Origin of the sequence: Cognatiyoonia sp. IB215446, assembly GCF_033963825.1 — a bacterium.
Lineage (GTDB): Bacteria > Pseudomonadota > Alphaproteobacteria > Rhodobacterales > Rhodobacteraceae > Yoonia.
In genome coordinates this window covers 385,412-410,578 of sequence record NZ_JAXBMD010000001.1, presented here as the reverse complement: position 1 = coordinate 410,578, position 25,167 = coordinate 385,412, and the positions used below count along the sequence as shown (strand labels likewise).

The 25,167-nt window shown below is 57.8% G+C and carries 22 protein-coding genes; 18 read left to right on the top strand and 4 right to left on the bottom strand.

Annotation, left to right across the window (positions count from 1 at the left end):
- The first annotated feature begins 36 nt into the window (after nucleotides 1–36).
- The 5 genes from SLH49_RS02070 to bluB all read left to right on the top strand — a co-directional run bounded on the left by SLH49_RS02070 (nucleotide 37) and on the right by bluB (nucleotide 2,954).
- Complete coding sequence (locus SLH49_RS02070) at nucleotides 37–699, top strand: YrbL family protein (RefSeq protein WP_320267510.1); 663 nt, start codon at nucleotides 37–39, stop codon at nucleotides 697–699.
- A 207-nt stretch (nucleotides 700–906) separates the two neighbouring features.
- The gene (locus SLH49_RS02065; protein WP_320267509.1) at nucleotides 907–1,578 is read left to right on the top strand and encodes a YrbL family protein; all 672 of its coding nucleotides are present in this window, start codon (nucleotides 907–909) and stop codon (nucleotides 1,576–1,578) included.
- Between the two features lie 48 nt (nucleotides 1,579–1,626).
- Nucleotides 1,627–1,971: a Lin0512 family protein gene (locus SLH49_RS02060; RefSeq protein WP_320267508.1), complete on the top strand. Its 345-nt coding sequence runs from the start codon at nucleotides 1,627–1,629 to the stop codon at nucleotides 1,969–1,971.
- A complete protein-coding gene (locus SLH49_RS02055; RefSeq protein ID WP_320267507.1) occupies nucleotides 1,971–2,330 on the top strand; it encodes a Lin0512 family protein in 360 nt (119 codons plus the stop codon). Before SLH49_RS02060 ends, SLH49_RS02055 begins: the two co-directional genes overlap by 1 nt.
- Nucleotides 2,331–2,954 (top strand): 5,6-dimethylbenzimidazole synthase, encoded by a 624-nt coding sequence (gene bluB, locus SLH49_RS02050; protein WP_320267506.1) that lies wholly within the window; start codon nucleotides 2,331–2,333, stop codon nucleotides 2,952–2,954.
- Nucleotides 2,955–3,004: 50 nt separating this feature from the next.
- Here the strand turns inward: bluB and SLH49_RS02045 are convergent, their stop codons facing one another.
- Entirely contained in the window at nucleotides 3,005–4,657 is a 1,653-nt protein-coding gene (locus SLH49_RS02045; RefSeq protein WP_320267505.1) for a thiamine pyrophosphate-binding protein, read from the bottom strand.
- 106 nt (nucleotides 4,658–4,763) lie between these two features.
- On the opposite strand from SLH49_RS02045, the gene SLH49_RS02040 reads away from it, so the two are divergent.
- Both SLH49_RS02040 and SLH49_RS02035 read left to right on the top strand, forming a co-directional pair.
- Complete coding sequence (locus SLH49_RS02040; protein ID WP_320267504.1) at nucleotides 4,764–5,294, top strand: NAD(P)H-dependent oxidoreductase; 531 nt, start codon at nucleotides 4,764–4,766, stop codon at nucleotides 5,292–5,294.
- Between the two features lie 71 nt (nucleotides 5,295–5,365).
- A complete protein-coding gene (locus tag SLH49_RS02035; protein ID WP_320267503.1) occupies nucleotides 5,366–5,758 on the top strand; it encodes a hypothetical protein in 393 nt (130 codons plus the stop codon).
- Nucleotides 5,759–5,770: 12 nt separating this feature from the next.
- Here the strand turns inward: SLH49_RS02035 and SLH49_RS02030 are convergent, their stop codons facing one another.
- Both SLH49_RS02030 and SLH49_RS02025 read right to left on the bottom strand, forming a co-directional pair.
- The gene (locus SLH49_RS02030; protein ID WP_320267502.1) at nucleotides 5,771–6,682 is read right to left on the bottom strand and encodes a hypothetical protein; all 912 of its coding nucleotides are present in this window, start codon (nucleotides 6,680–6,682) and stop codon (nucleotides 5,771–5,773) included.
- A gap of 210 nt (nucleotides 6,683–6,892) precedes the next feature.
- The gene (locus SLH49_RS02025) at nucleotides 6,893–8,467 is read right to left on the bottom strand and encodes a gamma-glutamyltransferase family protein (protein ID WP_320267501.1); all 1,575 of its coding nucleotides are present in this window, start codon (nucleotides 8,465–8,467) and stop codon (nucleotides 6,893–6,895) included.
- Between the two features lie 120 nt (nucleotides 8,468–8,587).
- Here SLH49_RS02025 and SLH49_RS02020 point away from each other — a divergent pair, with 120 nt between their 5' ends.
- From SLH49_RS02020 to SLH49_RS01975, 10 genes are all read left to right on the top strand, one after another.
- Complete coding sequence (locus tag SLH49_RS02020) at nucleotides 8,588–9,736, top strand: acetyl-CoA C-acyltransferase (RefSeq protein WP_320268501.1); 1,149 nt, start codon at nucleotides 8,588–8,590, stop codon at nucleotides 9,734–9,736.
- Nucleotides 9,737–9,943: 207 nt separating this feature from the next.
- Nucleotides 9,944–11,146 carry a multidrug effflux MFS transporter gene (locus SLH49_RS02015; RefSeq protein WP_320267500.1) on the top strand — a complete coding sequence of 401 codons (1,203 nt, stop codon included), beginning with the start codon at nucleotides 9,944–9,946 and terminating at the stop codon, nucleotides 11,144–11,146.
- 160 nt (nucleotides 11,147–11,306) lie between these two features.
- Complete coding sequence (locus tag SLH49_RS02010) at nucleotides 11,307–14,756, top strand: endonuclease/exonuclease/phosphatase family protein (protein ID WP_320267499.1); 3,450 nt, start codon at nucleotides 11,307–11,309, stop codon at nucleotides 14,754–14,756.
- A 493-nt stretch (nucleotides 14,757–15,249) separates the two neighbouring features.
- Nucleotides 15,250–15,870 (top strand): hypothetical protein, encoded by a 621-nt coding sequence (locus SLH49_RS02005; RefSeq protein ID WP_320267498.1) that lies wholly within the window; start codon nucleotides 15,250–15,252, stop codon nucleotides 15,868–15,870.
- A gap of 102 nt (nucleotides 15,871–15,972) precedes the next feature.
- Nucleotides 15,973–16,425 carry a GAF domain-containing protein gene (locus SLH49_RS02000; protein ID WP_320267497.1) on the top strand — a complete coding sequence of 151 codons (453 nt, stop codon included), beginning with the start codon at nucleotides 15,973–15,975 and terminating at the stop codon, nucleotides 16,423–16,425.
- Nucleotides 16,426–16,517: 92 nt separating this feature from the next.
- A complete protein-coding gene (locus tag SLH49_RS01995) occupies nucleotides 16,518–17,096 on the top strand; it encodes a cupin domain-containing protein (protein WP_320267496.1) in 579 nt (192 codons plus the stop codon).
- A 76-nt stretch (nucleotides 17,097–17,172) separates the two neighbouring features.
- The gene (locus SLH49_RS01990; protein ID WP_320267495.1) at nucleotides 17,173–19,623 is read left to right on the top strand and encodes an FAD-dependent oxidoreductase; all 2,451 of its coding nucleotides are present in this window, start codon (nucleotides 17,173–17,175) and stop codon (nucleotides 19,621–19,623) included.
- 12 nt (nucleotides 19,624–19,635) lie between these two features.
- Entirely contained in the window at nucleotides 19,636–20,511 is an 876-nt protein-coding gene (locus SLH49_RS01985; protein WP_320267494.1) for a homocysteine S-methyltransferase family protein, read from the top strand.
- Nucleotides 20,512–20,513: 2 nt separating this feature from the next.
- A complete protein-coding gene (locus SLH49_RS01980) occupies nucleotides 20,514–21,458 on the top strand; it encodes a GlxA family transcriptional regulator (RefSeq protein WP_320267493.1) in 945 nt (314 codons plus the stop codon).
- 94 nt (nucleotides 21,459–21,552) lie between these two features.
- Nucleotides 21,553–24,003: an FAD-dependent oxidoreductase gene (locus SLH49_RS01975; RefSeq protein ID WP_320267492.1), complete on the top strand. Its 2,451-nt coding sequence runs from the start codon at nucleotides 21,553–21,555 to the stop codon at nucleotides 24,001–24,003.
- A gap of 127 nt (nucleotides 24,004–24,130) precedes the next feature.
- On the opposite strand, the gene SLH49_RS01970 is transcribed toward SLH49_RS01975, so the two are convergent.
- The gene (locus tag SLH49_RS01970) at nucleotides 24,131–24,703 is read right to left on the bottom strand and encodes a TetR/AcrR family transcriptional regulator (protein WP_320267491.1); all 573 of its coding nucleotides are present in this window, start codon (nucleotides 24,701–24,703) and stop codon (nucleotides 24,131–24,133) included.
- 72 nt (nucleotides 24,704–24,775) lie between these two features.
- On the opposite strand from SLH49_RS01970, the gene SLH49_RS01965 reads away from it, so the two are divergent.
- Nucleotides 24,776–25,147, top strand: a complete 372-nt coding sequence (locus SLH49_RS01965) for a VOC family protein (protein WP_320267490.1) — start codon at nucleotides 24,776–24,778, stop codon at nucleotides 25,145–25,147.
- Nucleotides 25,148–25,167 lie beyond the last annotated feature (20 nt).

The following is a 25,167-nucleotide window of genomic DNA, read 5'->3' as shown; positions in this document are numbered from 1 at the left end:
TTGCATTGCTGCAGATGTTGGCTATGAGACGCCTTCATGACACAAGTTCTGATCTTGGAAGAGGTTGACCTCGTCGCCCGCGGAATGCAGCGCGATATCTATCTGCATCCGACGGATACAACCAAACTCGTCAAGGTCTTGCGTAAAAACCCAGATACAGTCGGCCGCTCCGGTTTTGGCAATTTCATGGAAAAGCACTTTCCCATGACCCGGGCCCGCCATATCCGAAAAGAGTACACAGAATACCTGCGGGTGATGCTTTCCAACCGGGAAGCGTCATTTCATATCCCGATCACGCATATGTTCGGCTTTGCCCATACTCAGTTCGGGCTTGGTTGCGTGACAGAGCGCGTAACGACAAGAAGTGGCGCGTTGGCCAAGACACTGGAGACTTTGATACGCCACGAAGGTATCACACCGCGAAATCTGGACCTGCTCAACGATACGACCAAACGCCTTTACCAACTTGACATCCGGGCCAGTGACCTTACCGCAAAAAACCTTGTGTTCGGTCGGCGCAATGGCGGGCCGAAGGAATGCGTTCTCGTTGATGGATTTGGCGACATTCATGCAGTACCGGTACGATCAATGGCAGGTTGGTCTAACCGGATTGGTCTTGATGACAGTTTCAAGCGCCTCGCCCAGCGTACCCATCTTTCATGGAACGGCAAAACACGGCAATTTGCAAAGGCCGCCTGATCGCTGAGAACGATGCCACGGTATCGTCACATGTCCAGAAACCTCGTTACCCTATCGTCATTTTCGTTGACCGTCCACCAGAGGCATTCGCGGTCGTGTCAAAAGATGTGATCGGAACCTGACTTTGCTGTGAACAGATGGCGTTTTTCCGCGTAGCGGGTTGGACAGACATTGAACTACACGGTTCAGTCCACACTTAATGAGGCAATGGCTGTCGCGCTAAACCTTTCTGTCTCAAATCTCGTCGCCAGCGGCGTGCAGCGGGCTGTCTATCTGCATCCAAATGATCGCACGAAACTGATCAAGGTGCTCAAGCCCGACGGACAAATGCCAAATCGCTGGAACTTCAACGGCGTCATGGACAGGGTGATGCCCAGTACGCGGATACGCCAAATCCGCAAGGAATACACCGAATATCTGCGCGTCATGCTGCAACACCCGGAGCCCGATTTTCGCGCGCCGATGTCGCATATGTTTGGCTTTGTCTCGACCAATGTCGGGCTCGGATGCCTTACAGAAAACGTCATGGGACCGGATGGCAGCGTGGGCGAGACGTTGGGGCAAAAGATGAAGCGTGGAACGCTCACCGACTCACAACTCACTCTGCTCAACGATACGATCGACGCACTTTTCGTTCATAGCGTCCGAGCAAGCGATTTGAACCCGAATAACTTTGTGTTTGGGCATCGCAGCTACGGCAATGTATTGGGTCCCGAAGAATGCGTACTTGTCGATGGTTTTGGTGATATTCATGCAATCCCGGTAAGATCCATGGGCCGCTGGCTGAACCGCATCGGGCTGGCCGATAGTTGCAAGCGGTTGGCGCGAAATACAAAACTTCTGTGGGATCCAAAGACGCGTCGGTTCTCGCACTTTTGAAAGCGTTCCGATAGGTTGCGGCAAATCACCCTTGCAAAGGATTTGCCGATGCCAAAGCACCGTGTTCTGACCGAATTTGGGATGGGGACAAGCCTGCGCCGACAGGATTATACCGAAGCTGCGCGGCGGGGCCTGCAGGACGCGCTCTGGCATAACTCGATCAATATGGCGGAGCTTTTCGGATTTCCGAAAGAGGCGATGCTAATCGATGTAGAAATTGGCGTGCAGCAGCCCGATCAGGTCGATACCGAAGACCTGCTGAGCATCTTTCCTTACGGGCAGCCCTCGATCACCGTGCACCACGGCGGCCTTGACGTGCCGCGCCCCGACGGCAAACCGACGGTGATCGCCAATGTGGCGATCAATGTCGCTTTCATGATGGAGAAAGCCTGATGGAGCAGCGTGTTATCATCGAAATGGGCATGGGCAACGACTTGCACGGGATGGATTATCAAAAGGCGGCAGCCCGTGCGATTGAAGATGCGATCCGGCATTCGACATTGCCAATCTTTGAAGGCATCGGGCTGCCACACAAGGAGATGCGCGTGCAGGTTACGGTCGGCGTACAAGAGCCGGACAAGATCGATACGGACGCATTGACGTCGGGCCTGCCGCGTGGCCGCGCCGCGGTAACGGCTGTGAAGGGCGGGCTGAATATCGCAAATCCCGAAACGGGTGAGACAGCGGTGGTTGCAACCGCGGCGGTCGAGGCCTTTCTGCCCACCCAAAAAGGCAAATGGAAAATGCAATAGATGGAAATGACGGCAGCGCACCGCGCCGCCCTTCAGGATATCCTGAAATGGCGGCGAGATGTCCGGCACTTTCGGCCTGACCCGATATCAGACGCCGCGCTGCAACGCCTACGCAATGCGATGGACATGGCGCCATCGGTTGGCAATGCCCGGCCATGGCGGGTTTTGCAGGTAACAACACCTGCCTTGCGCGATGCCGTCATTGCCAACTTTGAGGCTGCCAACAGGACGGCATCCGCAATCTATACGGATGAAAAACGTCAGGATTACAATGAGCTGAAGCTTGCGGGCCTGACCGACGCGCCGGTGCATCTGGCCGTTTTTACCGAGCAAGAACCACAGGAGGGCCACGGGCTCGGCCGACAAAGCATGCCAGAGATGCTGACCTATTCGACCGTGGCCGCTGTACACACATTGTGGCTAGCCGCACGGGCCGAGAATATCGGGGTTGGATGGGTGTCGATCCTTGATCCCGAGGCCGTTACACGTCTCTTGAAAGTGCCGCCGACATGGACTTTGACAGCATATCTCTGCCTTGGCCTGCCCGCATTTGACGATGACACGCCGCTTTTGGATCGCAAGGACTGGCAGGCGAACACGCCAACCCAATGGCGTGAGATCTAGGCGCACCAGATTTTTCGAAAAATCTGGGCAATTTCCTTTGAAGGAAATTGTCAGCGCTGCAAGGCCGCCTCGCGCACTGCGGAGAGGGTGGCACCGGTGGCCAGCGCCTCTTCGTCCACCTTGCATTCAATCACAGCCACTGTCCCGGCCTCCTGCGCCTGGGCAAAAGCATCCGGAAAATCGGCAGTTTTTGTGACCGCCTCCCCGTGCCCACCATAGGCCCGCACAAGCGCTGCAAAGTCCGGATTGATCAGCGCGGTGCCAGATACCCGCCCCGGATAGGTCTTCTCCTGGTGCATGCGGATCGTGCCGTAACGTTGGTTATTCATCACAACGACAATGGGCTTGGCGCCGTGCTGGATCGCCGTTCCCAACTCATTGCAGGTCATCTGAAAGCAGCCATCGCCGGCAAGACAGACCACCGCGCGGTCGGGGTGTTCCAACGAAGCCGAAACCGCGGCGGGTAGCCCATATCCCATTGAACCGGATGTCGGCGCCAATTGGGTACCGTATTGCTTATAAACAAAGTACCGATGCAACCAGGCGGCATAGTTCCCGGCCCCGTTGGTAATAATCGCATCATCCGGCAGATGATCAGAGAGCCATCTGATCACCTCTTCCTGCTTCAATGCACCGGGGCTCTCCTGCGGGTGAATCCATGCCTCGTAATCCGCGCGGGCGGCGGCGGTCCAATCGGGCCACACGCCTGCTGGGGCCGCATCCGCCAATTGGCGCAGCATCGCGGGAGCAGCGGTCACAACACCAATATCAGGTGTGTAGACTCGGCCAATCTCATCCGCATCGCTATGAACATGCACAATGGTTTTTTGCGGATCGGCGGGATCGACCAGCGTGTAGCCTTGCGTTTCTATATCGCCAAACCGGGTACCGAGCAGGATCAGCGTATCCGCCTCCCGCACACGCGCAGCGAGCCTAGGATTGATCCCCACATTCAGATCACCGGCGTAACTGGCGTGGTGATTGTCCATGTAATCCTGCCTGCGAAACCCAACGGCGACAGGTACTTGCTGTCTTTCTGCAAAGGCATGTAGATCGGCTTGGGCCTGCACGCTCCAATGCGGGCCGCCGACGACGATCAGTGGTTTTTCCGCCTGCCCCAGAACATGCATGATCGCCTGCACAGCATCGCCGGGAACGGGCTGCATCATCGCCTGCGGGATACGCTGGTCCGGCACATCCGCCGAGGCGCTGAGCATGTTTTCCGGCAATGCGAGCACCACCGGACCGGGCCGGCCCGACATCGCTATATGGAAGGCACGCGCGATGTATTCAGGCAATCGATCAGTGTGATCCACCTGCGCGACCCACTTCGCCAAGCGACCAAAGAGCGATTTGTAATCGACCTCCTGAAACGTCTCGCGATCCGTATGCCGGTTGTCGATCTGACCGACAAACATGACCATCGGCGTGCTGTCCTGCCGCGCGATGTGGATGCCCGCGCTCGCATTTGTGGCGCCGGGACCGCGCGTGACAAAGCAAACGCCCGGCCGGCCGGTCATCTTGCCATAGGCGTCGGCCATCATGGCCGCCCCGCCCTCTTGCCTGCAAACCACGTTCTGGATGCCACTGTCGTAAAGTCCATCAAGTGCGGCTAGAAAGCTTTCGCCCGGCACCGAAAAAACGCGCCGCACGCCCAGCTTAACCAGTTGATCACTCAGTATTTTTCCGCCGTGTCGCAGCATCGCTGACCTCCCCCGTCGCTTTGGCCCAGATCATGTGCCAAAGCGCCGGGTTGCGCAATCTGCCAATCGCATTAGCTGTCTTGCGACAGGTGAAAAGGACAAGATCATGACAACACTTCTTGGCATTTCGGGATCGTTGCGTAAGGCTTCAACCAACACGATGCTGATGCGCAACGCCGCGGAGATTTTTGGCCCCGACGAATTCATCGAGGCTGATATCAACCTGCCGCTTTACAATGGCGATCTGGAAGCGGCGGAAGGGATCCCGGCAAGTGTCCAGAAGCTCGCCGATGAGATTGCTGCGGCTGACGCTGTGATCATCGCAACGCCAGAATATAACAAGGCAATTTCGGGCTCGCTGAAGAATGCGTTGGATTGGGTCAGCCGCACGAAAGGCGGCCCCTGGAAGGGCAAACCTGTTGCGATCATGTCCGCCACAGCAGGTCGCGCAGGTGGTGAGCGCAGCCAGTTTTCCCTGCGTCTTGCGATGATGGCGTTTCGTCCGCGCATCCTGCAGGGGCCGGAGGTGCTGGTCGCCAATTCCAGCAAGGAATTTGATAAGAACGGCAAGCTGACGGGTGAGCTTTACGTCAAACTTCTGACCGAACTGATGGACGAACTGCGCGGCATGACCTGAGCCATAACCTTTGCTGGCAATCGCTGCCTGCTGGCCATAGATATGAACGGCAACACAAGACGGAGACAACAATGGCACGCGGCGCAGGCGGCAGTGACGGTGGAACGGGCAGCTTTCTGATCGGGCTGATTATGATGATCGGGGGTGGATATCTGCTCCTGAACAATATCGTCGTACGGCCGAATTTTGGATTTGGTGCCGTCGCATTCCGTTTCGGCGGCTTCCCGATCACCAGCGGCATGATACTGATCCCGTTCATGTTTGGCGTGGGGATGATCTTTTACAACTCCAGAAACTGGATCGGATGGCTCTTGGCGGGCGGGTCGATGGTCGGCCTGATCTTCGGCGTGATCGCGAATATGGAACTGCAACTCACGCGGATGAGCGCGTTTGACCTGATCGTAATCCTGGTGCTGCTTGTGGGTGGGATCGGGCTGTTTCTGCGATCATTAAGAGCCGGGTAAGCGCCCCAGACACTACTTATGCCCCGTTGGCATGCGGCTTTTCCACAGGGCGCGCATATCCTCTTGTGACATGCGGTTTTCCATCTGCTCTTGGTCGCGATCATCTACCAGCATCTTTTCCAAATGCCGATATGCCATAACACCGCCAGCGGCCTGCAGGCTGAAAACCCACAGCGTGAAGGTGATAAAGACGCCGACCAGAATCGCAACTTGGGTGCCGGTGACAGGCGGCTGCCCCGCGGCGGAATTGGATAATGTTTCCGGATCAAGACCCATCAATGTCGCCACCTGCCCAATGGCGGGCCATGCGGCGGCGCTCAGCAGGTAGGACAGGACCACAACGACAAAAAGAGAGCCAAAACAGGTACCGAAGCCCATGAAAGGCGTATGACCTTTGTTGCCAGGATCCTTTGAAATCCCGGCTCCGGTCAATGGCACGAGCATTGCGGCGCGGAAGGCCGTCAGCAGCACCGCGACGAGACCAATTATGATCAACGCCAGGAGCTGGTTTTCTTCAATCGCACGAGCAATCAGAACATCGGACCCGTCTTCCGCCAATGCACTGAAATCTGCGAAGCTTAGCGGCGAAATTGCCATGAAAACCAAAAACGCAATTGAAAATGTGAAAATCCCGGTCAACGCCTCAAAAAGCCCATAGCCCAGCCCCGGGAGAACCAGTTTGCCGTAGCCAGTTTTCAGAATGGTTCCTTGGGATTGAATGCCCAGCCGCGCCCCGATCATCAGCGGTACAACCGATGTGGTTGCTACGACGACTGCCATCGTGCCAAAAAAGGCGATCTGCGGAAACTGATACAGAATTGCACCCGCCAATATCAAAAGCGATGGCAGAAACAATGCGGCAGAGGCTAGCCAAACAACCAACATTGCAGAAAAGAGCGCAAGCGCGATGCTGACAAACGGCATAACGATCATCAATCGCCACAAAATGCCAATGGACAAGAAAAGAGATCGCAATATCAACATAACAAGAAATATAAGAGGCCAATATGACTAAAGGTTAACGCACTGATAGCATCATATCGGCGGTGTGTAAGAGCTATTGGCGGCGCAGATGTATCGCCAGCAAAGCTGTGGCGATACTGCAATAGTGCAGCTTGGAAGTGTCTTTCTGCGCTAGTATCCGATCGCACATCCGTCCTTGCGCGGATCGCTTCCACCTTCCAGAACACCGTTCTCATGCAACAGGATCGCCTGTGATCCGCCGATCGCTGTGCCGGGTGTTTGAACATCGTGGCCGAGGTCGCTGAGCTCCGCCTTCACCGCGTCGGAATATCCGTTCTCCACATTCAGGACGTCGCCTTCGGCGAAGCTGCGGGGGGCGTCCATTGCGGCCTGCGGCGATAGGCCGAAATCGGTCACGTTTGTCACGAACCGTGCATGGCCAGTGGACTGGTATTGCCCGCCCATTACGCCGAATGGCATCAGTACTTTGCCCTCTTTCTTCAGCATCGCGGGGATGATCGTGTGCATGGGGCGTTTGCCGGGGCCGACCTCGTTCGGGTGGCCCTTTTCCAGCGTGAAGCCCGCGCCACGGTTCTGGAAAAGGACGCCGAATTTGTCGGACGCGATGCCCGAGCCGAATGAATGGAAGACCGAATAGATCAGCGAGACGCACATGCGGTCCTTGTCGACCACGGTGATATAGATCGTGTCTTTATGCACAGCCTCGGCCCCCGGCACATTGCCCGGCATCGCCTTTTTCGGGTCGATCAGGGCGGCGAGCTTTTCCGCAGTTTCCGGTGCGGTCATATGGTCAAGCCGCGTCATGTGATCAGGATCGGCGAGGAAGCGGTTGCGGGCGTCGTAGGCGAGCTTCGTTGCCTCGGCCTCGATATGCGCGCGCTCCGCGCCCCATGGGTCCATGCCCGCGATGTTGAAATGCTTGAGCATGTTCAAAAGCAGGATCGCCGTCGCCCCCTGCCCGTTAGGTGGATGCTCGTAAAGGTCGAGGCCGCCATAGCTGCCCATGATCGGATCGGTATAGTCGCAGGCGGTGTTCGCGAAATCATCCAGCGTGTGTGTGCCGCCCAGCGCGCGGAGGGAGTTCACCATGTCCTCAGCAATCTCGCCTTCGTAGAAGGCCGCCCGGCCCTCCATGGCGATCTCGCGCAGCACTTTTGCCTGACCCGGCGCGCGGAAAATCTGGCCGGGCGCGGGCGCCGCGCCACCCATCAGGAACAAGTCACGCGCATGGCCAGAGAGGTTGTCCACCGCCTTGCTCCAGTCATCGGCAACGCGTTCGGCGACCGGCACCCCTGCTTCCGCGTAATGGATCGCAGGTGCGAGGATAGATTTCAGCCCGATCTGCCCCCAATCCTTGGAGAGCTTGCAGAAGGCGTCAACCGCGCCGGGGACACTGACCGCATCTGCCGAATAAGGCGCGATTACATCGCCCTTGGCGCGCAACGCCTCCGCATCGATCCCGGCAGGCGCGCGGCCCGATCCGTTCAGCGCCTTGACCTCATCCGATCCAGGCGGCGTGAACAGGACAAAGCAATCGCCGCCAATCCCGGTCATCTGCGGTTCGCAAAAGCCCAACAGGACCGCCCCCGCAATTGCCGCATCCATCGCGTTCCCGCCTGCCTCGAGGATTTGCACCGCTGTCTTAGCGGCAAGCGGGTGCGAGGTCGCGCACATGCCGTTTGTGGCGTAAACGGCAGAGCGACCGGGTTTGTGGAAATCACGCATATTGTGGGCCTTTCATGTTCTTGCCCAGACCCTAGGGCGAAGTGCGGGCTGTGCAACGGGAAATCCTTGCCTTTGCCGGTGGGCGGCGTAGCCTGAGGGCCAGACGAATGGGAGGACATGATGCGAGACGTCTATATCACCGGTGCCGCGCGCACGCCGATGGGTGGGTTTCAGGGTGTGTTTGCCGATGTCGATGCGCCTCACCTAGGCGGCGCGGCGATCAAGGCGGCAATGGATGGCGCGGGCGTCTCGACGGTTGATGAAGTTCTGATGGGATGCGTTCTGCCCGCTGGTCAGGGGCAAGCTCCGGCACGGCAGGCCGGGTTCTTGGCAGGTTTGGGCGAGGAGGTGCCCGCGACAACGCTCAACAAGATGTGCGGGTCGGGGATGAAGACGACGATGATGGCTTTTGATCAGATCGCACTAGGTGGCACCGAAGTGATGGTCGCGGGCGGGATGGAGAGCATGACAAATGCGCCGTATTTGATGCCCAAAATGCGCTCCGGCGCGCGGATCGGGCACCAAGAGGTGCAGGATTCGATGTTTCTCGACGGGTTGGAGGATGCCTATGACAAAGGCCGCCTGATGGGTACCTTTGCTGAGGATTGCGCCGAACAGTTCCAGTTCACCCGCGAGGCGCAGGATCAATATGCGATTGCGTCGCTATCGAATGCTTTGGATTCGGAACGGTCGGGGGCGTTCGATGCAGAGATCACGCCGGTGACCGTGCATGCCCGCACGGGTGAAGAGGTGATCACCCGCGATGAACAACCCAGCAAGGCGCGGCCCGAAAAGATACCCATGCTCAAGCCCGCCTTTCGCAAGGATGGGACGGTGACTGCCGCGAATGCGTCGAGCATTTCGGACGGCGCTGCGGCGCTTGTCTTGTCCTCAGAAGGTGGCCGCGCCCGGATTTTGGGCCACGCAAGCCACGCGCAAGCACCCGGATGGTTCACAACGGCACCCGTGCCTGCAGCGCAAAAGCTACTCGCTAAGGTCGGATGGTCCGTTGAAGACGTCGATCTGTGGGAAGTGAACGAGGCCTTTGCCGTTGTCCCAATGGCCTTCATGCACGAAATGGGCATCCCACGCGACATCGTGAACGTGAATGGCGGGGCCTGTGCCCTAGGCCATCCGATTGGTGCATCGGGCACCCGGATTATCGTGACCTTGCTGCATGCGCTGGAAACGCGCGACCTCAAACGCGGGGTGGCGGCGATTTGCATCGGCGGCGGCGAAGGCACGGCCATTGCGATTGAACGGGTCTGAACGCGCTGCTACTGTTCGCCAAGGGCTGTGGGCCTCGTCGACACGCAGCCACACCATTTAAAGGAACATAACCATGCAAATCGTAAGCGTCCTCGTCGTGGTATCCGAAAGGTGCATGGTCCGATAGGTTTCACCATATCCGCGACCATGTGCCCCCGAACCTTGTTCGGGGGCTTTTTTGTTTGAGCGCCAAAAAGGCTGAAAAAGATGAAACGAAGCACACCGCCGATGCTTATCACGCTGATCCTGCTGACAGGCGTCTCGACCCTGTCGCTGAACATGTTCCTGCCGTCGCTTGCAAACATCGCGCAGGACCTCACCGCGCCTTACGCGGTCGTCAGTCTGTCGGTCGCAGGTTATCTTGGTCTCACGGCGGCAATTCAGTTGATCATCGGCCCGCTGTCAGATCGGATTGGACGAAGCCCGGTGTTGCTAGTGTCACTGGCCGTCTTCACCTTGGCGTCGATCGCCTGTGCGCTGGCAACTCAGATCTGGGTGTTTCTGGCATGTCGCATGCTGCAAGGGGGGATTGTTGCGGGCTATGCACTGTCCCTTGCCATCGTGCGCGACACAAGGCCAGAGCGGGAAGCCGCTGGGCTGATCGGATATATCAGCATGACAATGGCCATTGCCCCGATGCTGGGGCCGATGCTGGGCGGCGTGCTGGATAGCTGGTTTGGGTGGCGGGCCGCGTTCTGGGTCTACGCCATCGCGGGAATGGGACTTTTTGCGCTGTGCTGGATTGATCTGGGTGAGACCAGATCACTCGCATCGCAGCGGATTGACACGGATCGCCCTCGCCTGTGCGCGCTTCTGCGCGAACGATTGTTCTGGCTATACGCCCTCTGCAGCGCCTTTTCGACGGGCGCCTTCTATGTCTTCCTGACCGGAGCGCCGCTGGTCGCCCAGGTTCAGTTTGGTGTGAGCACTGCCGAAATCGGGTTCTGGCTTGGCAGCATTACCGCAGGTTTCGTCTTTGGCAGTTTCCTCTCCAGCCGCTTTGCGCCCCGCAATGCGCCTCTGACGATGATGATCACCGGGCGCATCGTGGCCTGCCTTGGGCTGCTGGCCGGTATTGCTGTGATGCTCTTTGGCACAATCACACCCGCGCTTTTCTTTGGCAGCACAGTTTTTGTCGGAATCGGCAACGGGATCACGATGCCGAGCAGCAATACTGCCGCAATGTCGGTGCGGCCTAACATGGCGGGGAGTGCAGCAGGACTGAACGGCGCATTGGTGGTCGCGACAGGTGCGCTTTTGACAACTTTCGCGGGCATCGCCTTACCCGCCGAAGCCCCAGGTTTGACCCTGCTATGGCTGATGTTCGGTTCATCAGCGGCGGGGCTTTTCGCGGTGCTCATCGCTATGAAATTGCGGCGAAAACGGCCTGACATGACGGAACGTCACTAGGCTTCTTGCCGCCCGGCATAACCCTGAGCGCCTTGCATCCCGAAGAAGAACAGGATGACATACACCTGTTGCATAGCGTCACTAGTGCCTCGTTTCATCAAAATCTGCGTTTTGTCGCGCCTCCAAATGGGGTGCGTTTTTCAACTGGGAAGGGGACTTTATGTCTGATCTTATGATTACGGGCGTCATTGATGGCGGCCTGAGTGGCGGGCTGCCGAAAGCCATTCAACTTTTTGCTGTGAACGATATTGCTGATTTGTCAGTTTACGGCGTCGGCTCGGCCAATAACGGCAATGGCGGCGGAGCGGTGGAGTTCGACTTTCCCGCCGTATCTCTTGCCGCTGGTGAGACGATTTATATCGCCAGTGAAACAGATGCTTTCACCGCCTTCTTTGGATTTGCCCCCGATTACACCGGCGGCGTGGCCAGCATCAACGGCGACGACGCGATTGAGCTTTTTGAGAACGGCGTGCCGGTCGATGTCTTTGGCGACATCAATGTAGATGGCACCGGCGAGGTGTGGGAATACATGGATGGCTGGGCCTCGCGTGATCCTTCCGTAGGCCCCAACCCCGTTTTCGACCCCGCGACATGGACATTTAGCGGGCCCAACGCACTGGACGGTGTGACGTCAAATGGGACCGCGCCCAATCCGTTCCCTGTGCCAGATGGCAGCACGGCTGATCCGCAGATTGCGATCAACGAATATCGCATCTCGTCATCCGGCGCCTCGGACGACACGTCGAACTTTGTCGAACTCTTCACCGAACCGGGCACGTCGCTTGACGGGAAAACCCTGCTGGTTCTGTCGGGTGAGTTTGCGCCGGGCCAAGTGGATTTCGCCATTGATCTGACCGGTGCTGTCGCTGACGAGAATGGCTTTGTTCTGATCGCCAATGACCAGAACCCGAACCTTGGCGCGGGTGATGTTGGTGTTGCGGGCCTTGATTTCTTTGGCTCACCGCAGACTTTCCTGCTGGTGGACAACTTCACGGGTGCTGTTGGCGATGATCTGGATGCCAATGATGATGGCACGTTTGATGTCACCCCTTGGGACAGCATCATCGATGGGGTTAGCGGTGTGGATGGCGACGGCACGCCTGATCTGAGCTATGCCGACACTGTTGTCCCCGCCGATGGCAATTTCTCCGCTGCCGGTGCCGCGCGTACCGACGATGGCACTGGCGATTTTGTCGGCCTTGCCTTTGGCGACACTTCTGGTGACACGCCCGGTTCGACCAATGACCCTGAAGTGCCGGTCGAGCGTGTCACCATCATGGAAATCCAAGGCGCGGGGCATGTCTCTGGCCTTATCAGTGACAACCCGCTTGATCCGACGACAGGCGACGGCAGCGGTCCGCGCGTGATCACCACCGGCATCGTGACGGCGGTCGATTCCAATGGTTTTTACATGCAGGATGCGGAAGGTGATGGCGACATTGCCACGTCTGACGCGATCTTTGTCTTCACCGGCAGCGTTCCCGGCGTGACCATTGGTGACGAGGTCGATGTGACCGGCAATGTCAGCGAGTTCTATCCCGGCGGCCAGGATACCGACAATCTGAGCACTACGCAGCTTGGTAGCAATCCTGAAATCACCGTCCTGTCGTCAGGTAACGACCTGCCAGAGGCCGTTATCCTCGGTGCAAATGGCCGCCCCCTGCCATCTGAGAACATCGAAGACGACAACTTCACCTCATTCGATCCTGAAACCGATGGGATCGATTTCTGGGAAAGCCTGGAAGGAATGCTGGTCACCGCGCCACAACCTGTCGCGATTTCGGGCACGAGCCGGTTTGGTGAGATCTTTGTCGCCGTCGATGGCGGTGCGGATGCGACCGGCATCTCGGATCGCGGCACGCTGAATATCTCGCCAGACGACTTCAACCCTGAGAAGGTGCAGATCGATTGGGATTTCGGGCTTGATGCGATTGAAGCGAATGTGGGTACCACGTTTGAGGATATCACCGGCGTCGTGTCTTATGATTTCGGAAACTTCCAGATCAATCCGATCGAGCAGCTTGTCGTGGTCGAAGATTCCATGCTCGAACCGGAGGTGACCGAACTCACCGGATCTGAAAACCAGCTGACGATCGCCACCTACAACGTCCTGAACCTTGATCCGGTGGTCGAGCGTCAGGAACTGACCAACAACGGTGAGGCGCGCAATGTTGATGACGATGTCGGCGACGGCCGCTTTGACGCGATTGCAGAGCAGATCGTGAACAATCTCGGCAGCCCTGACATCATCGGCCTGCAGGAAATCCAGGACAACACCGGCGGTGAAACGGGCGACGGTGTTGTGTCAGCGTCCGAGACGTTTGAGACCCTGATCGATGCAATTGATATGGCTGATGACGGGCTGATGAATGACAGCTCTGGCTATACCTATATCGACAATACGTTCATCACCGATCTGTCCAGCGGCGGTCAGCCGGGCGGCAATATCCGTACAGGGTTCCTGTATAAAGAGGATCGGGTGTCGCTGGTTGAAGGCTCGGTCCAGACCATCGGCACGCAAGACGCCGGCGGCGCATTCGAAGGCGCGCGCCTGCCGCTGGTCGCCACGTTTGAGTTCAACGGTGAAGAGGTGACAGTCGTTAACAACCACTTCTCATCCAAGGGCGGCAGCGCCCCGATCCTAGGCGTGGAGCAGGACTTTGCCGACCGCCAGGAAGACGTGAACGTGAACGGCTCGCTTGATGAACGTCAGGCGCAATCGGCGGCTGTCAGCGAGTTTGTCGCCGACGCGTTGGCCGAAGACCCTGACGCCAATGTCGTCGTTGTGGGTGATTTCAACGAGTTCGAATTCGTCTCGCCCCTCACCCAGTTGGAAGATGCGGGACTGACCAATCTGACGAACACGCTGCCAGAGGACGAACGCTATACGTTCAACTTCCAGGGCAACTCACAGGCGCTGGATCATATCCTTGTGTCAGACGCACTGGTCGACGATGCCGTTTACGATGTCGTGCATGTCAATTCGGAGTTTGCGGAGACCGAAAACCGCGCCAGCGACCACGATCCGGGCCTCGTGCAACTGACCATCGGTGATGTCGCGCCAGAGACGGTAGATGTAGCCGTGGCCTTTGACCCGCGCGGCTTCTTTGGCAGCAAAGCGACGGAGTTCATTGATGGCGAAGCGGTCGATGTCGACCGATTGCCGTTCATCAAGAACGCAGCGAACTTCAACGATATCGACGTGAAGATCAAAGCCGAGGCACCGGGCCGCGAAAAGATCACATTCGTTGATGGTGAGCTGGGTATCTGGTCGCGTGGCGACAACTTCTTCAGAGGCGAAACCAACCTCGTCAACGATGACGAGCAATTGGCGCTGACCTTGAAAGATGGTGATTTCGGCGACGCAGTTGAGGTGGAGTTCGAATTTGCCGACCTGCGTGGGAGCGGCGAGGTTGAGGTCGAATTCTTCGATGACGGCGTATTGATCGGCTCCGAGATTTACGATGCTACCAGCGGCGCGATCACCGCCGATTTGGATGGCGAAAGCTTTGATCAGGTGAAGATCGGCGCGGTTGGTGATACCGCATTTGCACTCGATGGCTTTGGGTTCGAGCGGCTGGTCGGCAGCGACAGCTTCGACTTCGTCTAAGACAGTTCGCCCGGCACAGCTAGCCTGTGCCGGGCGATCAGATCGCAAGAAAACTCATACTTGTGCGGCACATACTTCGGTTGCACTGCGCCGACCCGCCAGCAGGAGGTGTTCGTCTTTCTTATCCGGTTTCGGATCGTCCATCGAAATGCACCGAAAAATCGACCTTGTTAACCAAATGTTAAGCTGGAAGTGTAAGCTGCCTACGACGATTTAGCACCTGCAGCATCCAGAACAGACTTCGGTGCCAGTTTCTGCAGCAATTGGGACGAAGCGGCGCGCATAGCGCCACTTTTTTTGGCAAACCGGTCAAGAGGCGCGGGATTTGGTCGGAATTGTTTGCATTTGCAGCAATATCTTTTGCGTAACGTCACCCAGTGTTGAGTGGCCAAATAACAACATTCTATGCTAAAGCCAGTTGTAAAACGTGATGCGAGCCTTCACAGGTCACGTCTTCACTCCAACTCGAAGCAAAGAATCCGGGTCCTCTGTCATGAACCTTTTCCGAAACCTCCCATTCGCCGGCACAGCATATGCCGCGGCTGCAATTTGCATCGCAGCATCCTCTGTTGACGCGCAAGCCGTTGACATTGCGGCTCCTGAACGCACCGTGACTATTCGTTTCGAATATGGCGGCGATGGAATCACGGGGCAGCTTATCAGCTTTGAGGAGAATAGGCTACGCATCGAAACAACCGTAGGCACAATTACCATTCCTGCTGAGGATGTGTCGTGTATCGGGTCCGCATGCCCCGAATCGCTTCGCCTAGCCGTTGATGCATCGCCCATCGTTCTCACCTCACTTGATGGGCAGATCACATTGTCCGGTGACCTGATCGAAATTGCTGGCAATGAATATGTGGTTGCGACTGCTGCCGGCGAATTGCGTATCGAGACCGACAAGGTCACATGTCAGGGTGAGGGTTGCGTGGTTGAAGTTTCTGCACCTGTCTTCGGTGGTCCGGTTGTACTGACAAACGGCGCGACGGAAATCTCGGGTAATCTGGTTGGTGTCGATGAGACCTCTTACCTGGTCGAAGTTGAAAACCTGGGCGCGATCCGCGTGCAACTTGACACCTTCACCTGCACCGGCGAAGGCTGCCCCGCCGGATAAGGGTCCGGGCAAACCTGCCCGATCCGCGCTGCAACTGATTGACCAAACTCAGTTTCGGTGATCCAGATGCCTCAGTTGCACACAAGCCTGAGGATAACTGAAATGCGCGTGGATTACGAAAGCCTCGCAAAAACAATCGCGTCGCTGACAGAGGGCGAAACGGATCAGATCGCCCTGATGGCGACTATCGCGTGCGAAGTTCATCACAGTGATGACCGCTTTGACTGGACCGGTTTCTACCGCGTCGTGGCACCTGAACTTCTCAAGATCGGTCCTTACCAAGGTGGGCATGGCTGCCTTGTGATTCCCTTCAGTAGGGGTGTTTGCGGGGCCGCTGCCCGCACCGGGCAAGTACAGCTTGTCCCGGATGTTGATGCATTTGATGGCCACATAGCCTGCGCAAGCTCGACCAGGTCAGAGCTCGTCCTGCCCGTTTTCGACCAATCAGATCAACTGATTGCCGTTTTCGATATCGATAGCGATCAGCCTGATGCCTTCGACGAGGATGACGCGACCGCATTGTCTCAACTCTTGGATCAGGTCTTTGTAAAATAGACCAAAACTATGGGTTTCCTGAAGCCTAGTGAAAGAATAACGTTGATCTTCAGAATTGAAATGAGCAGTATGAAATTTGACGGGATTTTTTCATGGCTGAGACGATGCTCGACGCAGTCGCCAAACAACGCACGCTGGGGGCCGATATACGCGCGCTCCGCAAAGCACGGGGGATGACCCTGACCGACCTGGCCTCCGCAATGGGCCGGTCGGTTGGATGGCTTAGCCAAGTTGAACGCGACTTATCCAATCCGGCAATTGTCGATCTCGGAAAGATGGCCGAGATCCTGGATGTCTCGGTGTCCAGCCTGGTGCAGACCGGGGCGGAACCCGGAGAGGAAGGCATTGTCGTCCGTGCCGATGCGCGGCGGCCAATGGGCAGCCGCACGGCAGGTCTGACCGAAGGATTGCTGTCACCGGATCTGACCGACGACTTTGAGATGGTGCATTCGCATTATGCACCGGGCGCAAGCCTGGCCTCGCCCCTAAGCCGTCCAACCCAAGAGGTGGGATATGTGATCAAGGGGCGCATCGATTTCATGATGAATGGCCAAACCTTCCGCCTCCGGGCGGGCGACAGCATACGCCTGCGCGGTCAGGAATTCCTGTGGGCGAACAACTCTGGCAAGGAATGTGAGATGATCTGGGCCATCTCACCTCCGGTATATTAAATGACATGCATGGCAGCCGATCACGACGACGCTTTCGCTGACGATGCATGTCCGGCACGAGGATAGGTGAAACGTGATGGCTGACTTTCCAACAACGGCAAGAGTTGTAATCATTGGTGGTGGAGTTGTGGGGGTGTCGACCCTCTATCATCTGGCCAAGAAAGGCTGGACCGACTGTGTTCTTCTGGAAAAGAACGAATTGACAGCGGGCTCTACATGGCATGCTGCAGGCAACTGCCCGAACTTTGCGCCCAACTGGGCGGTCATGAACATGCAGCGTTACTCGCTCGATATGTATCGGACGCTCGCTGACGATGTGGATTACCCGATGAACTACCACGTCACCGGCGCGCTGCGATTGGGACATAGCAAGGAACGCAGGCAAGAGTTTCAGCGTGTCACAGGACAGGCGCAGGCCATGGGTTTGCCGCTTGAGATGATCAGCCCGAGCGAGGTGAAAAACTACAACCCGTTTGTCGAAACTCACGACCTTGAAGGCGTGCTTTGGGACCCGCTTGATGGCGATATCGACCCCGCGCAGTTGACCCAGGCCCTTGCAAAGGGCGCGCGCGATCTTGGCGCGCGGATCGAACGGTTCTGTCCCGCCACCGGCGTGTCGCAAAGCGATACTGGGGAGTGGATCGTTCACACCGACAAGGGCGATATCAAATGTGAAAAAGTGGTCAATGCCGCTGGTTACTATGCCGCGCGCGTCGGTGAATGGTTCAAACCCTATGGCGGCCGCGATGTCCCGATGGTGGTCATGTCACACCAGTATTTCCTGACCGAGGAAATCCCGGAGATCGAAGCCTGGACCAAGGAAAACGGCAAGAAGACACCGATGATCCGGGATGTCGACAGCAGCTATTACCTGCGGCAAGACAAGAACGGTCTGAACCTTGGCCCGTATGAACGGAACTGCAAGGCGCATTGGGTCACCGCCGACGACCCGATGCCGGAGGATTTCAGCTTCCAGCTTTATCCGGACGATCTGGACCGATTGGAATGGTATATTGAAGATGCGATGGCACGGGTCCCCATCCTGGCCACAGGTGGCGTTGGACGCAACATCAACGGCCCGATCCCCTACGCCCCGGATGGGCTGCCCATGATCGGCCCCATGCCGGGTGTGCGCAACGCCTACGAGGCGCATTCCTTTACCTTTGGCATTGTCCAGGGCGGTGGCGCCGGCAAGGTAATGGCCGAGTGGCTGATCGAAGGCGAAACGGAACTCGACATGTGGTCTGTCGATCCGCGTCGCTACACCGATTACGTCGACCATGATTACTGCCAACAGAAGGCGCTTGAGACCTACGGCCATGAATACGGGATGCACTTCCCGCACAAGTCGTGGCCTGCTGGTCGGAACAAGAAACTCTCACCCAATCACGACAGGCTGATCGCGGACGGGGCTGAAATGGACGCTTTCAACGGGTGGGAGCGGGCAACATGGTTCGCCCAACAAGGTGAGGATACCTCGGTTGAAAGCACCGAAACGTGGGAGCGTGATGGCCCATGGAAGGCTGGCATCGCACGCGAGGTTGAGGCCGCGACAAACGATGTTGCCGTTCTCGATATGCCGGGCTTTTCCCGTTACAAGCTGACCGGCGATGGAGCTGCGGAATGGTTGCGCGGCCAGATCGCCGGTGCACTGCCCAAGGCGGGCCGCATGAACCTTGGCTATTTCACGGATAATCGCGGAAGGATCATCACTGAAGTCACCATTATCCGCTGGGGTGAGGATGATTTCTGGCTGATGACCGCAGCCGTCGCGCAGTGGCACGATTTCGAACACCTGCGGGATCGTCTGGCGGATGGGCTGGAACTGACCGACATCACGACGGAATGGTCCACGCAGCTGGTCAGCGGTGCCAAATCCCGTGATCTTCTGGCAGGCCTGACAGATGCTGATCTGACCACCGGCTGGCTGACCATTCAGGAGGCCACTTTTGCAGGCAAACCGGCCAAGCTTTTCCGCATCAACTTCTGCGGTGAGTTGGGGTGGGAGGTGCATACATCCATGGACGACAGCGCCGCGGCTTATACAGCGATCCGCGATGCGGGCGCCAAACCTTTCGGCATGTTTGCCCTCAACGCGATGCGTATCGAAAAAGGCTACCGCACGTGGAAAGGTGATCTGTCCTCAGACTACACCTTGCTGGAAGGCGGGCTGGAGCGCTTTGTCCGGTTCAACAAGCCGCAGGAATTCCCCGGCAAGACGGCACTGCTGAACGAAAAGCAACAAGGGCGCAAAAAGGGTTTTGCTACGATGACGCTCGACAATCCGGGCCCTGCGGACGCGCCTTACATGTCGCCCATCTGGTCAAACGGAGAGGTTGTGGGCGAGACGACGTCGGGCGATTGGGGCTTCCGTGTGAACAAGTCGGTCGCCCTTGGCATGGTGCGGTCGGATGCAAATATTGTCGGCGGGAAGGTCGAGATCGAGATCTATGGCGAGAAATACGCGGCGACGATCCACGAAGATCAACCGCTTTGGGACCCTGATAATGCCCGTATCCGCGCCTAAGAGGGGCCGGGAATGACCGCGATAACGCTGCTTGACGGCGGCATGGGGCAAGAACTGATCCACCGGGCAGGCGACAAGCCAACGCCGCTTTGGTCGACGCAAGTCATGGTGGATCACCCCGGTCTTGTCGCCGAAGTGCATGCCGCCTATCGCGCGGCGGGTGCCACGGTTCACACCACCAATACCTATGCCATTCACCGGGATCGGCTGGTGGACACACCGCTGGCCGACAAGTTTGCGGACTTACATGAGGCAGCCTTGGTCGAGGCGCAGGGCAGCGGGCGGATCGCAGGAGCCATCGGACCGCTCGTGGCGTCTTATCGGCCCGACATCCACCCCGATCACGAGGTGGCTGTGCCGCTCTATGCCGAAGTGGCGCAGACGTTGGCCCCGGGCGTTGATCTCATCATCTGCGAAACCGTTGCATCGGTCGCGCATGCTCGCGCAATCCTCGAAGGCGCAAAGGCTGCAGGTAAACCGATTTGGCTGGCGCTCACGGTAGATGATGAAGATGGGACCAAGCTTCGCTCGGGTGAGCCGTTGGCCGAGGCCCTGCCCCTTGCTGAAGCGGATGCGGCGGCCATTCTCGTCAATTGCGCAGCGCCCGAGGCGATACCAGCGGCAATGGATGTGCTCGCACATGGCGCATTGCCCTTTGGCGCCTATGCCAACGCCTTTACCCAGATCACTAAGGAGTTTCTGCAAGACAAGCCAACCGTCGCAGCCCTGAGCGCGCGCCGCGATATCGGGCCAGAGAGCTATGCGCAGTCTGCATTGGGATGGATCAACCAAGGCGCAACAATCGTCGGTGGGTGTTGCGAGGTCGGCCCTGCGCACATCGCCGCCTTGGCAAACGCCATCAAAGCGGCAGGGCACACAATTGAGTAGTCATGCAGTCCCCTACCCATTTTGACGTATTCGTCGCTGACGGCTTTGTCCTGACAGAGCTGGCCGGCGTGGTTGATGTCTTGCGACTGGTCAATCGGATCAGCGCAAAGCCAATCTTCGAATGGCATTTCAGGTCGCTAAGGGGTGGCACGATCAACAGCAGCAGTGGCGCGATGGTGCCCACCACACCGTTGCCCGCACGCCCCAATGCAGATTACTTCGTCGCGTTGGGCAACAGCGACGCCAACACCCGCGACCTGTCCCTTGGTGCCACCATCGCCACCTACAAAAGCCGCCAAGCCCGCGTTGTCTTATTGGCCGAGGCGGCAAGCCGTTACATCGCCGAAACAGGTGACGAGGCGGGGCTACACACCACCCATTGGGAGAACCGCACGGTCCTGTCCGAACGCTATGGCTTGTTTGAGACGCAATCTGCCCTCGCCGCTGATGTAGGACCGATCATCACAGGCGCAGGTATGGGCGCGACCGTTGATTTGATGCTGTCGCTGGCGGGTCACCATGTGCCCTCAAGTGTTTTGATGACCGTATCGGATGTCCTGTTGCACGAGCGCATTCGCCACCACAGCACGTTGCAACCTTTTTCCGGCCAGTCAGTGCTGGCCACCGGCGATGCGGCCTTGGACACGGCAATTGCGCTGATGCAGAACAACATCGAATTTCCCATCCCAATTAGCCTGATCGCCGACGAAACAGGGCTCTCCAAACGCTCGCTGGAGCGGAAGTTCAACCGCCTTTTGGACACCACACCGAATGGCTATTACCGCGCCTTGCGGCTGAACAAGGCAAACAACCTTCTTCTCAATACCGACATGCGGATTCACGAAATTGGCCTCGCCTGCGGATTTCCCAGCGGGTTCACAACGATCTATCGTGAGACCTTCGGCGTGACCCCGAATGCGGCGCGCAGGAAAGGCCGCACCCCATAGTGGATTTGCGTCACACCTGACGTTTTTTGCGCAGACGGATGGGCCGTTTTACGACACATTTTCACAAACGCAAAGCTGCCGAGGAGTTTCTGAAATGGTGTCGGTTCCGTCTCATGCGCGGGTTGTGATCATTGGCGGCGGAGTCATCGGCTGCTCGGTCGCCTATCACCTGGCCAAGCTGGGCTGGGAAGATGTTGTGCTGTTGGAACGCAAGCAGCTAACTTCCGGCACAACATGGCACGCGGCGGGGCTGATCGCGCAATTGCGTGCGTCGTCCAACATGACGAAGCTCGCGAAATACAGTCAGGAACTCTATGGAAGTCTGGAGGCAGAAACGGGCGTCGCCACCGGGTTTAAAAGATGCGGGTCGATCACCGTTGCGCTGACCGAAGAACGCAAGGAAGAGATCTTTCGGCAAGCGGCCATGGCGCGGGCCTTTGGGGTGGATGTGGAGGAGATCACGCCGGATGAGGTCAAGACACGTTACGAACATCTCAACATCGGTGGGGTCACCGCTGGTGTCTATCTGCCGCTTGATGGCCAGGGTGACCCGGCGAATATCGCGCTGGCACTGGCCAAGGGTGCCCGTCAGAACGGCGCAAAGGTGATCGAAAAGACGCTTGTGACCGGTGTCAAACGTGATGGTCGCCGGATCACCGGTGTCGATTGGGCGCAAGGTGAAGAAACCGGTCATATCGCTTGCGACATGGTCGTCAATTGCGGCGGCATGTGGAGCCATCAGGTGGGTCGGATGCTGGGCGTCAACGTGCCGCTTCATGCCTGCGAGCATTTCTACATCGTCACCGAGGCGATCAGCGGGCTGACCCAAATGCCCGTTTTGCGCGTGCCGGATGAATGCGCCTATTACAAGGAAGATGCGGGCAAGATGCTGCTTGGCGCATTTGAGCCGAATGCCAAGCCCTGGGCCATGGACGGCATCCCCGCCGATTTTGAATTCGACCAACTGCCCGAAGACTTCGACCATTTCGAACCGATCCTCGCGGCTGCGATTGAACGCATGCCGATGCTGGAACACGCAGGCATTCACACCTTCTTCAACGGCCCCGAAAGCTTTACACCCGACGACGCCTATCACTTGGGCCTCGCGCCCGAGATGGACAACGTCTGGGTCGCGGCGGGCTTTAACTCGATTGGCATTCAATCTGCTGGCGGGGCGGGCATGGCGCTAAGCCAATGGATGGATACCGGCGAAAAGCCCTTTGATCTGGGTGACGTGGATATCGCCCGCATGCAACCCTTTCAGGGCAACAAGACCTATCTCTTTGAGCGCTCCAAAGAAACGCTGGGCCTTCTTTACGCCGATCACTTCCCCTTCCGGCAGAAAGCCACCGCGCGCGGCATCCGGCGTACGCCGTTTCATGCGCATCTCCTGGAGCAGGGTGCTGTCATGGGCGAGCTTGCCGGGTGGGAGCGTGCCAACTGGTTCGCGCGCGGAACGCAGGAAGCGAAGTATGAATACTCTTGGTCGCGCCAGAACTTCTTTGACAATGTCCGCGAAGAGCACATGGCGATCCGCCAGAATGTCGGCATGTATGACATGTCATCGTTCGGCAAAATCCGGGTCGAGGGGCCGGATGCGATCGCGTTCATGAACTATGTTGGTGGCGGCAATTACGACGTGCCGGTGGGCAAGATCGTCTACACGCAGCTCCTCAATCAGAGCGGTGGGATCGAGGCTGACGTGACTGTCACCCGGATCGAACCCGACTGCTTCCTCGTCGTCACACCTGCCGCAACGCGCCTTGCGGACCAGACTTGGCTACGCCGCCACAAGGGCGATTTCAACGTGGTCATCACCGATGTAACAGCGGGCGAAGGCGTGCTGGCGATCATGGGACCAAGGTCCCGCGAAGTATTGCAGACCGTCTCACCCAATGATTTCTCGAACGAGGCGAACCCGTTCGGGACCGCGCAAGAGGTCGAGATCGGCATGGCGCTCGCCCGCGTGCACCGCGTCACTTACGTGGGTGAACTGGGATGGGAGGTCTACGTGCCCTCCGATATGTGCGGGCATGTGTTTGAGACACTGGCAGCGGCCGGCGCTGATTTTGACCTGCGGCTTTGCGGGATGCATATGATGGATACCTGCAGGATGGAGAAAGGGTTCCGTCATTTCGGGCATGACATCACTTCGGAAGATCACGTGCTTGAGGCCGGGCTCGGTTTCGCGGTGAAGACCGACAAGCCCGGCTTCATCGGGCGGGACGCAGTCCTGCGCAAGCGTGAGACCGGTCTGGAACAGCGGCTGATGCAGTTCAAGCTGACCGATCCGGAGCCTCTGCTCTACCATAACGAACCGGTCCTGCGGGATGGTGAGGTTGTGGGATATCTCTCATCGGGTGGCTACGGTCACCATCTGGGTGCCGCGATTGGCATGGGCTATGTGCCCTGCGCCCAGCCTGGTGAGAAAGTGGCCGATATGCTGGCTAGCAGCTTTGAAATCGACGTGATGGGGACGCGGGTCAAGGCGGAAGCGCAACTCAAGCCTTTCTACGATCCGACAAGCGAGCGTGTGAAGGTGTAAGCGAAGGGTCATTGGCTGGCTGATTGCTGTGTTGAGGCGCATTGAGGCGCCAGATCGCGGAGAAAACGGTCCACAGAACATGCGATCCGATGCGACCGAAGTAGTCGAAAGCGAGGGTCTGGCCAAATCAAGTGGCATTGCGAACGTCACCCAAATTGGCGCTTTCGCCCATCAACGCGGCGATCCCGGCAATCTCATCCTCTGACAGATGGCTATCGTCTGGGAAAGGCATCATTAGCCGCCCGATAGCTGCCCAATAGAGCAATTTGGCACGCGGGACAGCGTCGCGGGGCGCGACACCGCAGGCGCGGAGCAACTCTTCGGCATAGGCAATGCGCGTGTCGTCCACATCTTTCACTCCGGCGGCGACTTGCGCATTGACCGTCGCCCAAGATCGCATTGCGCGCTCAAGCTGTTCGCCTGATTTCAGGGTGATCGACAAAAGCGCGCGCAGTGTTTCTTGCGGGGTCGCATGCGCAGCAAGATCGGCGATCAATGGAGAGGTTGTTTTCGCACTCCAGTGCCTGATGACGGCTGCATGAAAGTCAACAAGGCTTTCAAAGTGATAATAGAAGCTGCCCCGTGTCACGTTCAGCTTTTTTGCAAGCGGCTGCGCCTTCAGAGCGCCATAGCCCTGCGTCGTCAGTTCCTGCAGCGCGCAGTCAAGCCAATCGGTCGGGGTCAGCTTATCGGTACTCATAGCGTTGACATACACATATGTATGCCGTAAGTCGAATACACATGTGTATGTTACCAGAAAGACCGATACGATATGAACCGCGCTTTCACCAATATCCTCTGCGACAACGTCGAAACGAATGCGCGTTTCTACGAGGATATTCTCGACATGCACCGCCGCAATGATTTCGGCTGGTTCATCATCATGGGCTCTGACGATCTACCCGGTCTTGAGCTGGGCTTGCTCGACAAGGCCCACGAAACCGTGCCGCCTGTCGTGGCCCAACCTCCCGCGGGCTTGATCCTGACCTTCGTCGTTGAGGATGTCGCGGTCTGCCACAGGAAAGCAGTTGCGGAAAAGGCCGAAATCGTTGAGGAGCCAACAGATCTGCCTTACGGGCAGACCCGTCTCCTGTTGCGAGACCCTGCGGGTACCATTGTCGATATCAGTTCCCCGACACCTTAGGCGCGGCACCCCCAGTTCCG

Coding starts and splice junctions, on each gene's coding strand:
- SLH49_RS02070 (WP_320267510.1), top strand. CDS start 37: ATGACACAAGTTCTGATCTTGGAAGAGGTTGACCTCGTCGCCCGCGGA.
- SLH49_RS02065 (WP_320267509.1), top strand. CDS start 907: ATGGCTGTCGCGCTAAACCTTTCTGTCTCAAATCTCGTCGCCAGCGGC.
- SLH49_RS02060 (WP_320267508.1), top strand. CDS start 1,627: ATGCCAAAGCACCGTGTTCTGACCGAATTTGGGATGGGGACAAGCCTG.
- SLH49_RS02055 (WP_320267507.1), top strand. CDS start 1,971: ATGGAGCAGCGTGTTATCATCGAAATGGGCATGGGCAACGACTTGCAC.
- bluB (WP_320267506.1), top strand. CDS start 2,331: ATGGAAATGACGGCAGCGCACCGCGCCGCCCTTCAGGATATCCTGAAA.
- SLH49_RS02045 (WP_320267505.1), bottom strand. CDS start 4,657: ATGCTGCGACACGGCGGAAAAATACTGAGTGATCAACTGGTTAAGCTG.
- SLH49_RS02040 (WP_320267504.1), top strand. CDS start 4,764: ATGACAACACTTCTTGGCATTTCGGGATCGTTGCGTAAGGCTTCAACC.
- SLH49_RS02035 (WP_320267503.1), top strand. CDS start 5,366: ATGGCACGCGGCGCAGGCGGCAGTGACGGTGGAACGGGCAGCTTTCTG.
- SLH49_RS02030 (WP_320267502.1), bottom strand. CDS start 6,682: ATGCCGTTTGTCAGCATCGCGCTTGCGCTCTTTTCTGCAATGTTGGTT.
- SLH49_RS02025 (WP_320267501.1), bottom strand. CDS start 8,467: ATGCGTGATTTCCACAAACCCGGTCGCTCTGCCGTTTACGCCACAAAC.
- SLH49_RS02020 (WP_320268501.1), top strand. CDS start 8,588: ATGCGAGACGTCTATATCACCGGTGCCGCGCGCACGCCGATGGGTGGG.
- SLH49_RS02015 (WP_320267500.1), top strand. CDS start 9,944: ATGAAACGAAGCACACCGCCGATGCTTATCACGCTGATCCTGCTGACA.
- SLH49_RS02010 (WP_320267499.1), top strand. CDS start 11,307: ATGTCTGATCTTATGATTACGGGCGTCATTGATGGCGGCCTGAGTGGC.
- SLH49_RS02005 (WP_320267498.1), top strand. CDS start 15,250: ATGAACCTTTTCCGAAACCTCCCATTCGCCGGCACAGCATATGCCGCG.
- SLH49_RS02000 (WP_320267497.1), top strand. CDS start 15,973: ATGCGCGTGGATTACGAAAGCCTCGCAAAAACAATCGCGTCGCTGACA.
- SLH49_RS01995 (WP_320267496.1), top strand. CDS start 16,518: ATGGCTGAGACGATGCTCGACGCAGTCGCCAAACAACGCACGCTGGGG.
- SLH49_RS01990 (WP_320267495.1), top strand. CDS start 17,173: ATGGCTGACTTTCCAACAACGGCAAGAGTTGTAATCATTGGTGGTGGA.
- SLH49_RS01985 (WP_320267494.1), top strand. CDS start 19,636: ATGACCGCGATAACGCTGCTTGACGGCGGCATGGGGCAAGAACTGATC.
- SLH49_RS01980 (WP_320267493.1), top strand. CDS start 20,514: ATGCAGTCCCCTACCCATTTTGACGTATTCGTCGCTGACGGCTTTGTC.
- SLH49_RS01975 (WP_320267492.1), top strand. CDS start 21,553: ATGGTGTCGGTTCCGTCTCATGCGCGGGTTGTGATCATTGGCGGCGGA.
- SLH49_RS01970 (WP_320267491.1), bottom strand. CDS start 24,703: ATGAGTACCGATAAGCTGACCCCGACCGATTGGCTTGACTGCGCGCTG.
- SLH49_RS01965 (WP_320267490.1), top strand. CDS start 24,776: ATGAACCGCGCTTTCACCAATATCCTCTGCGACAACGTCGAAACGAAT.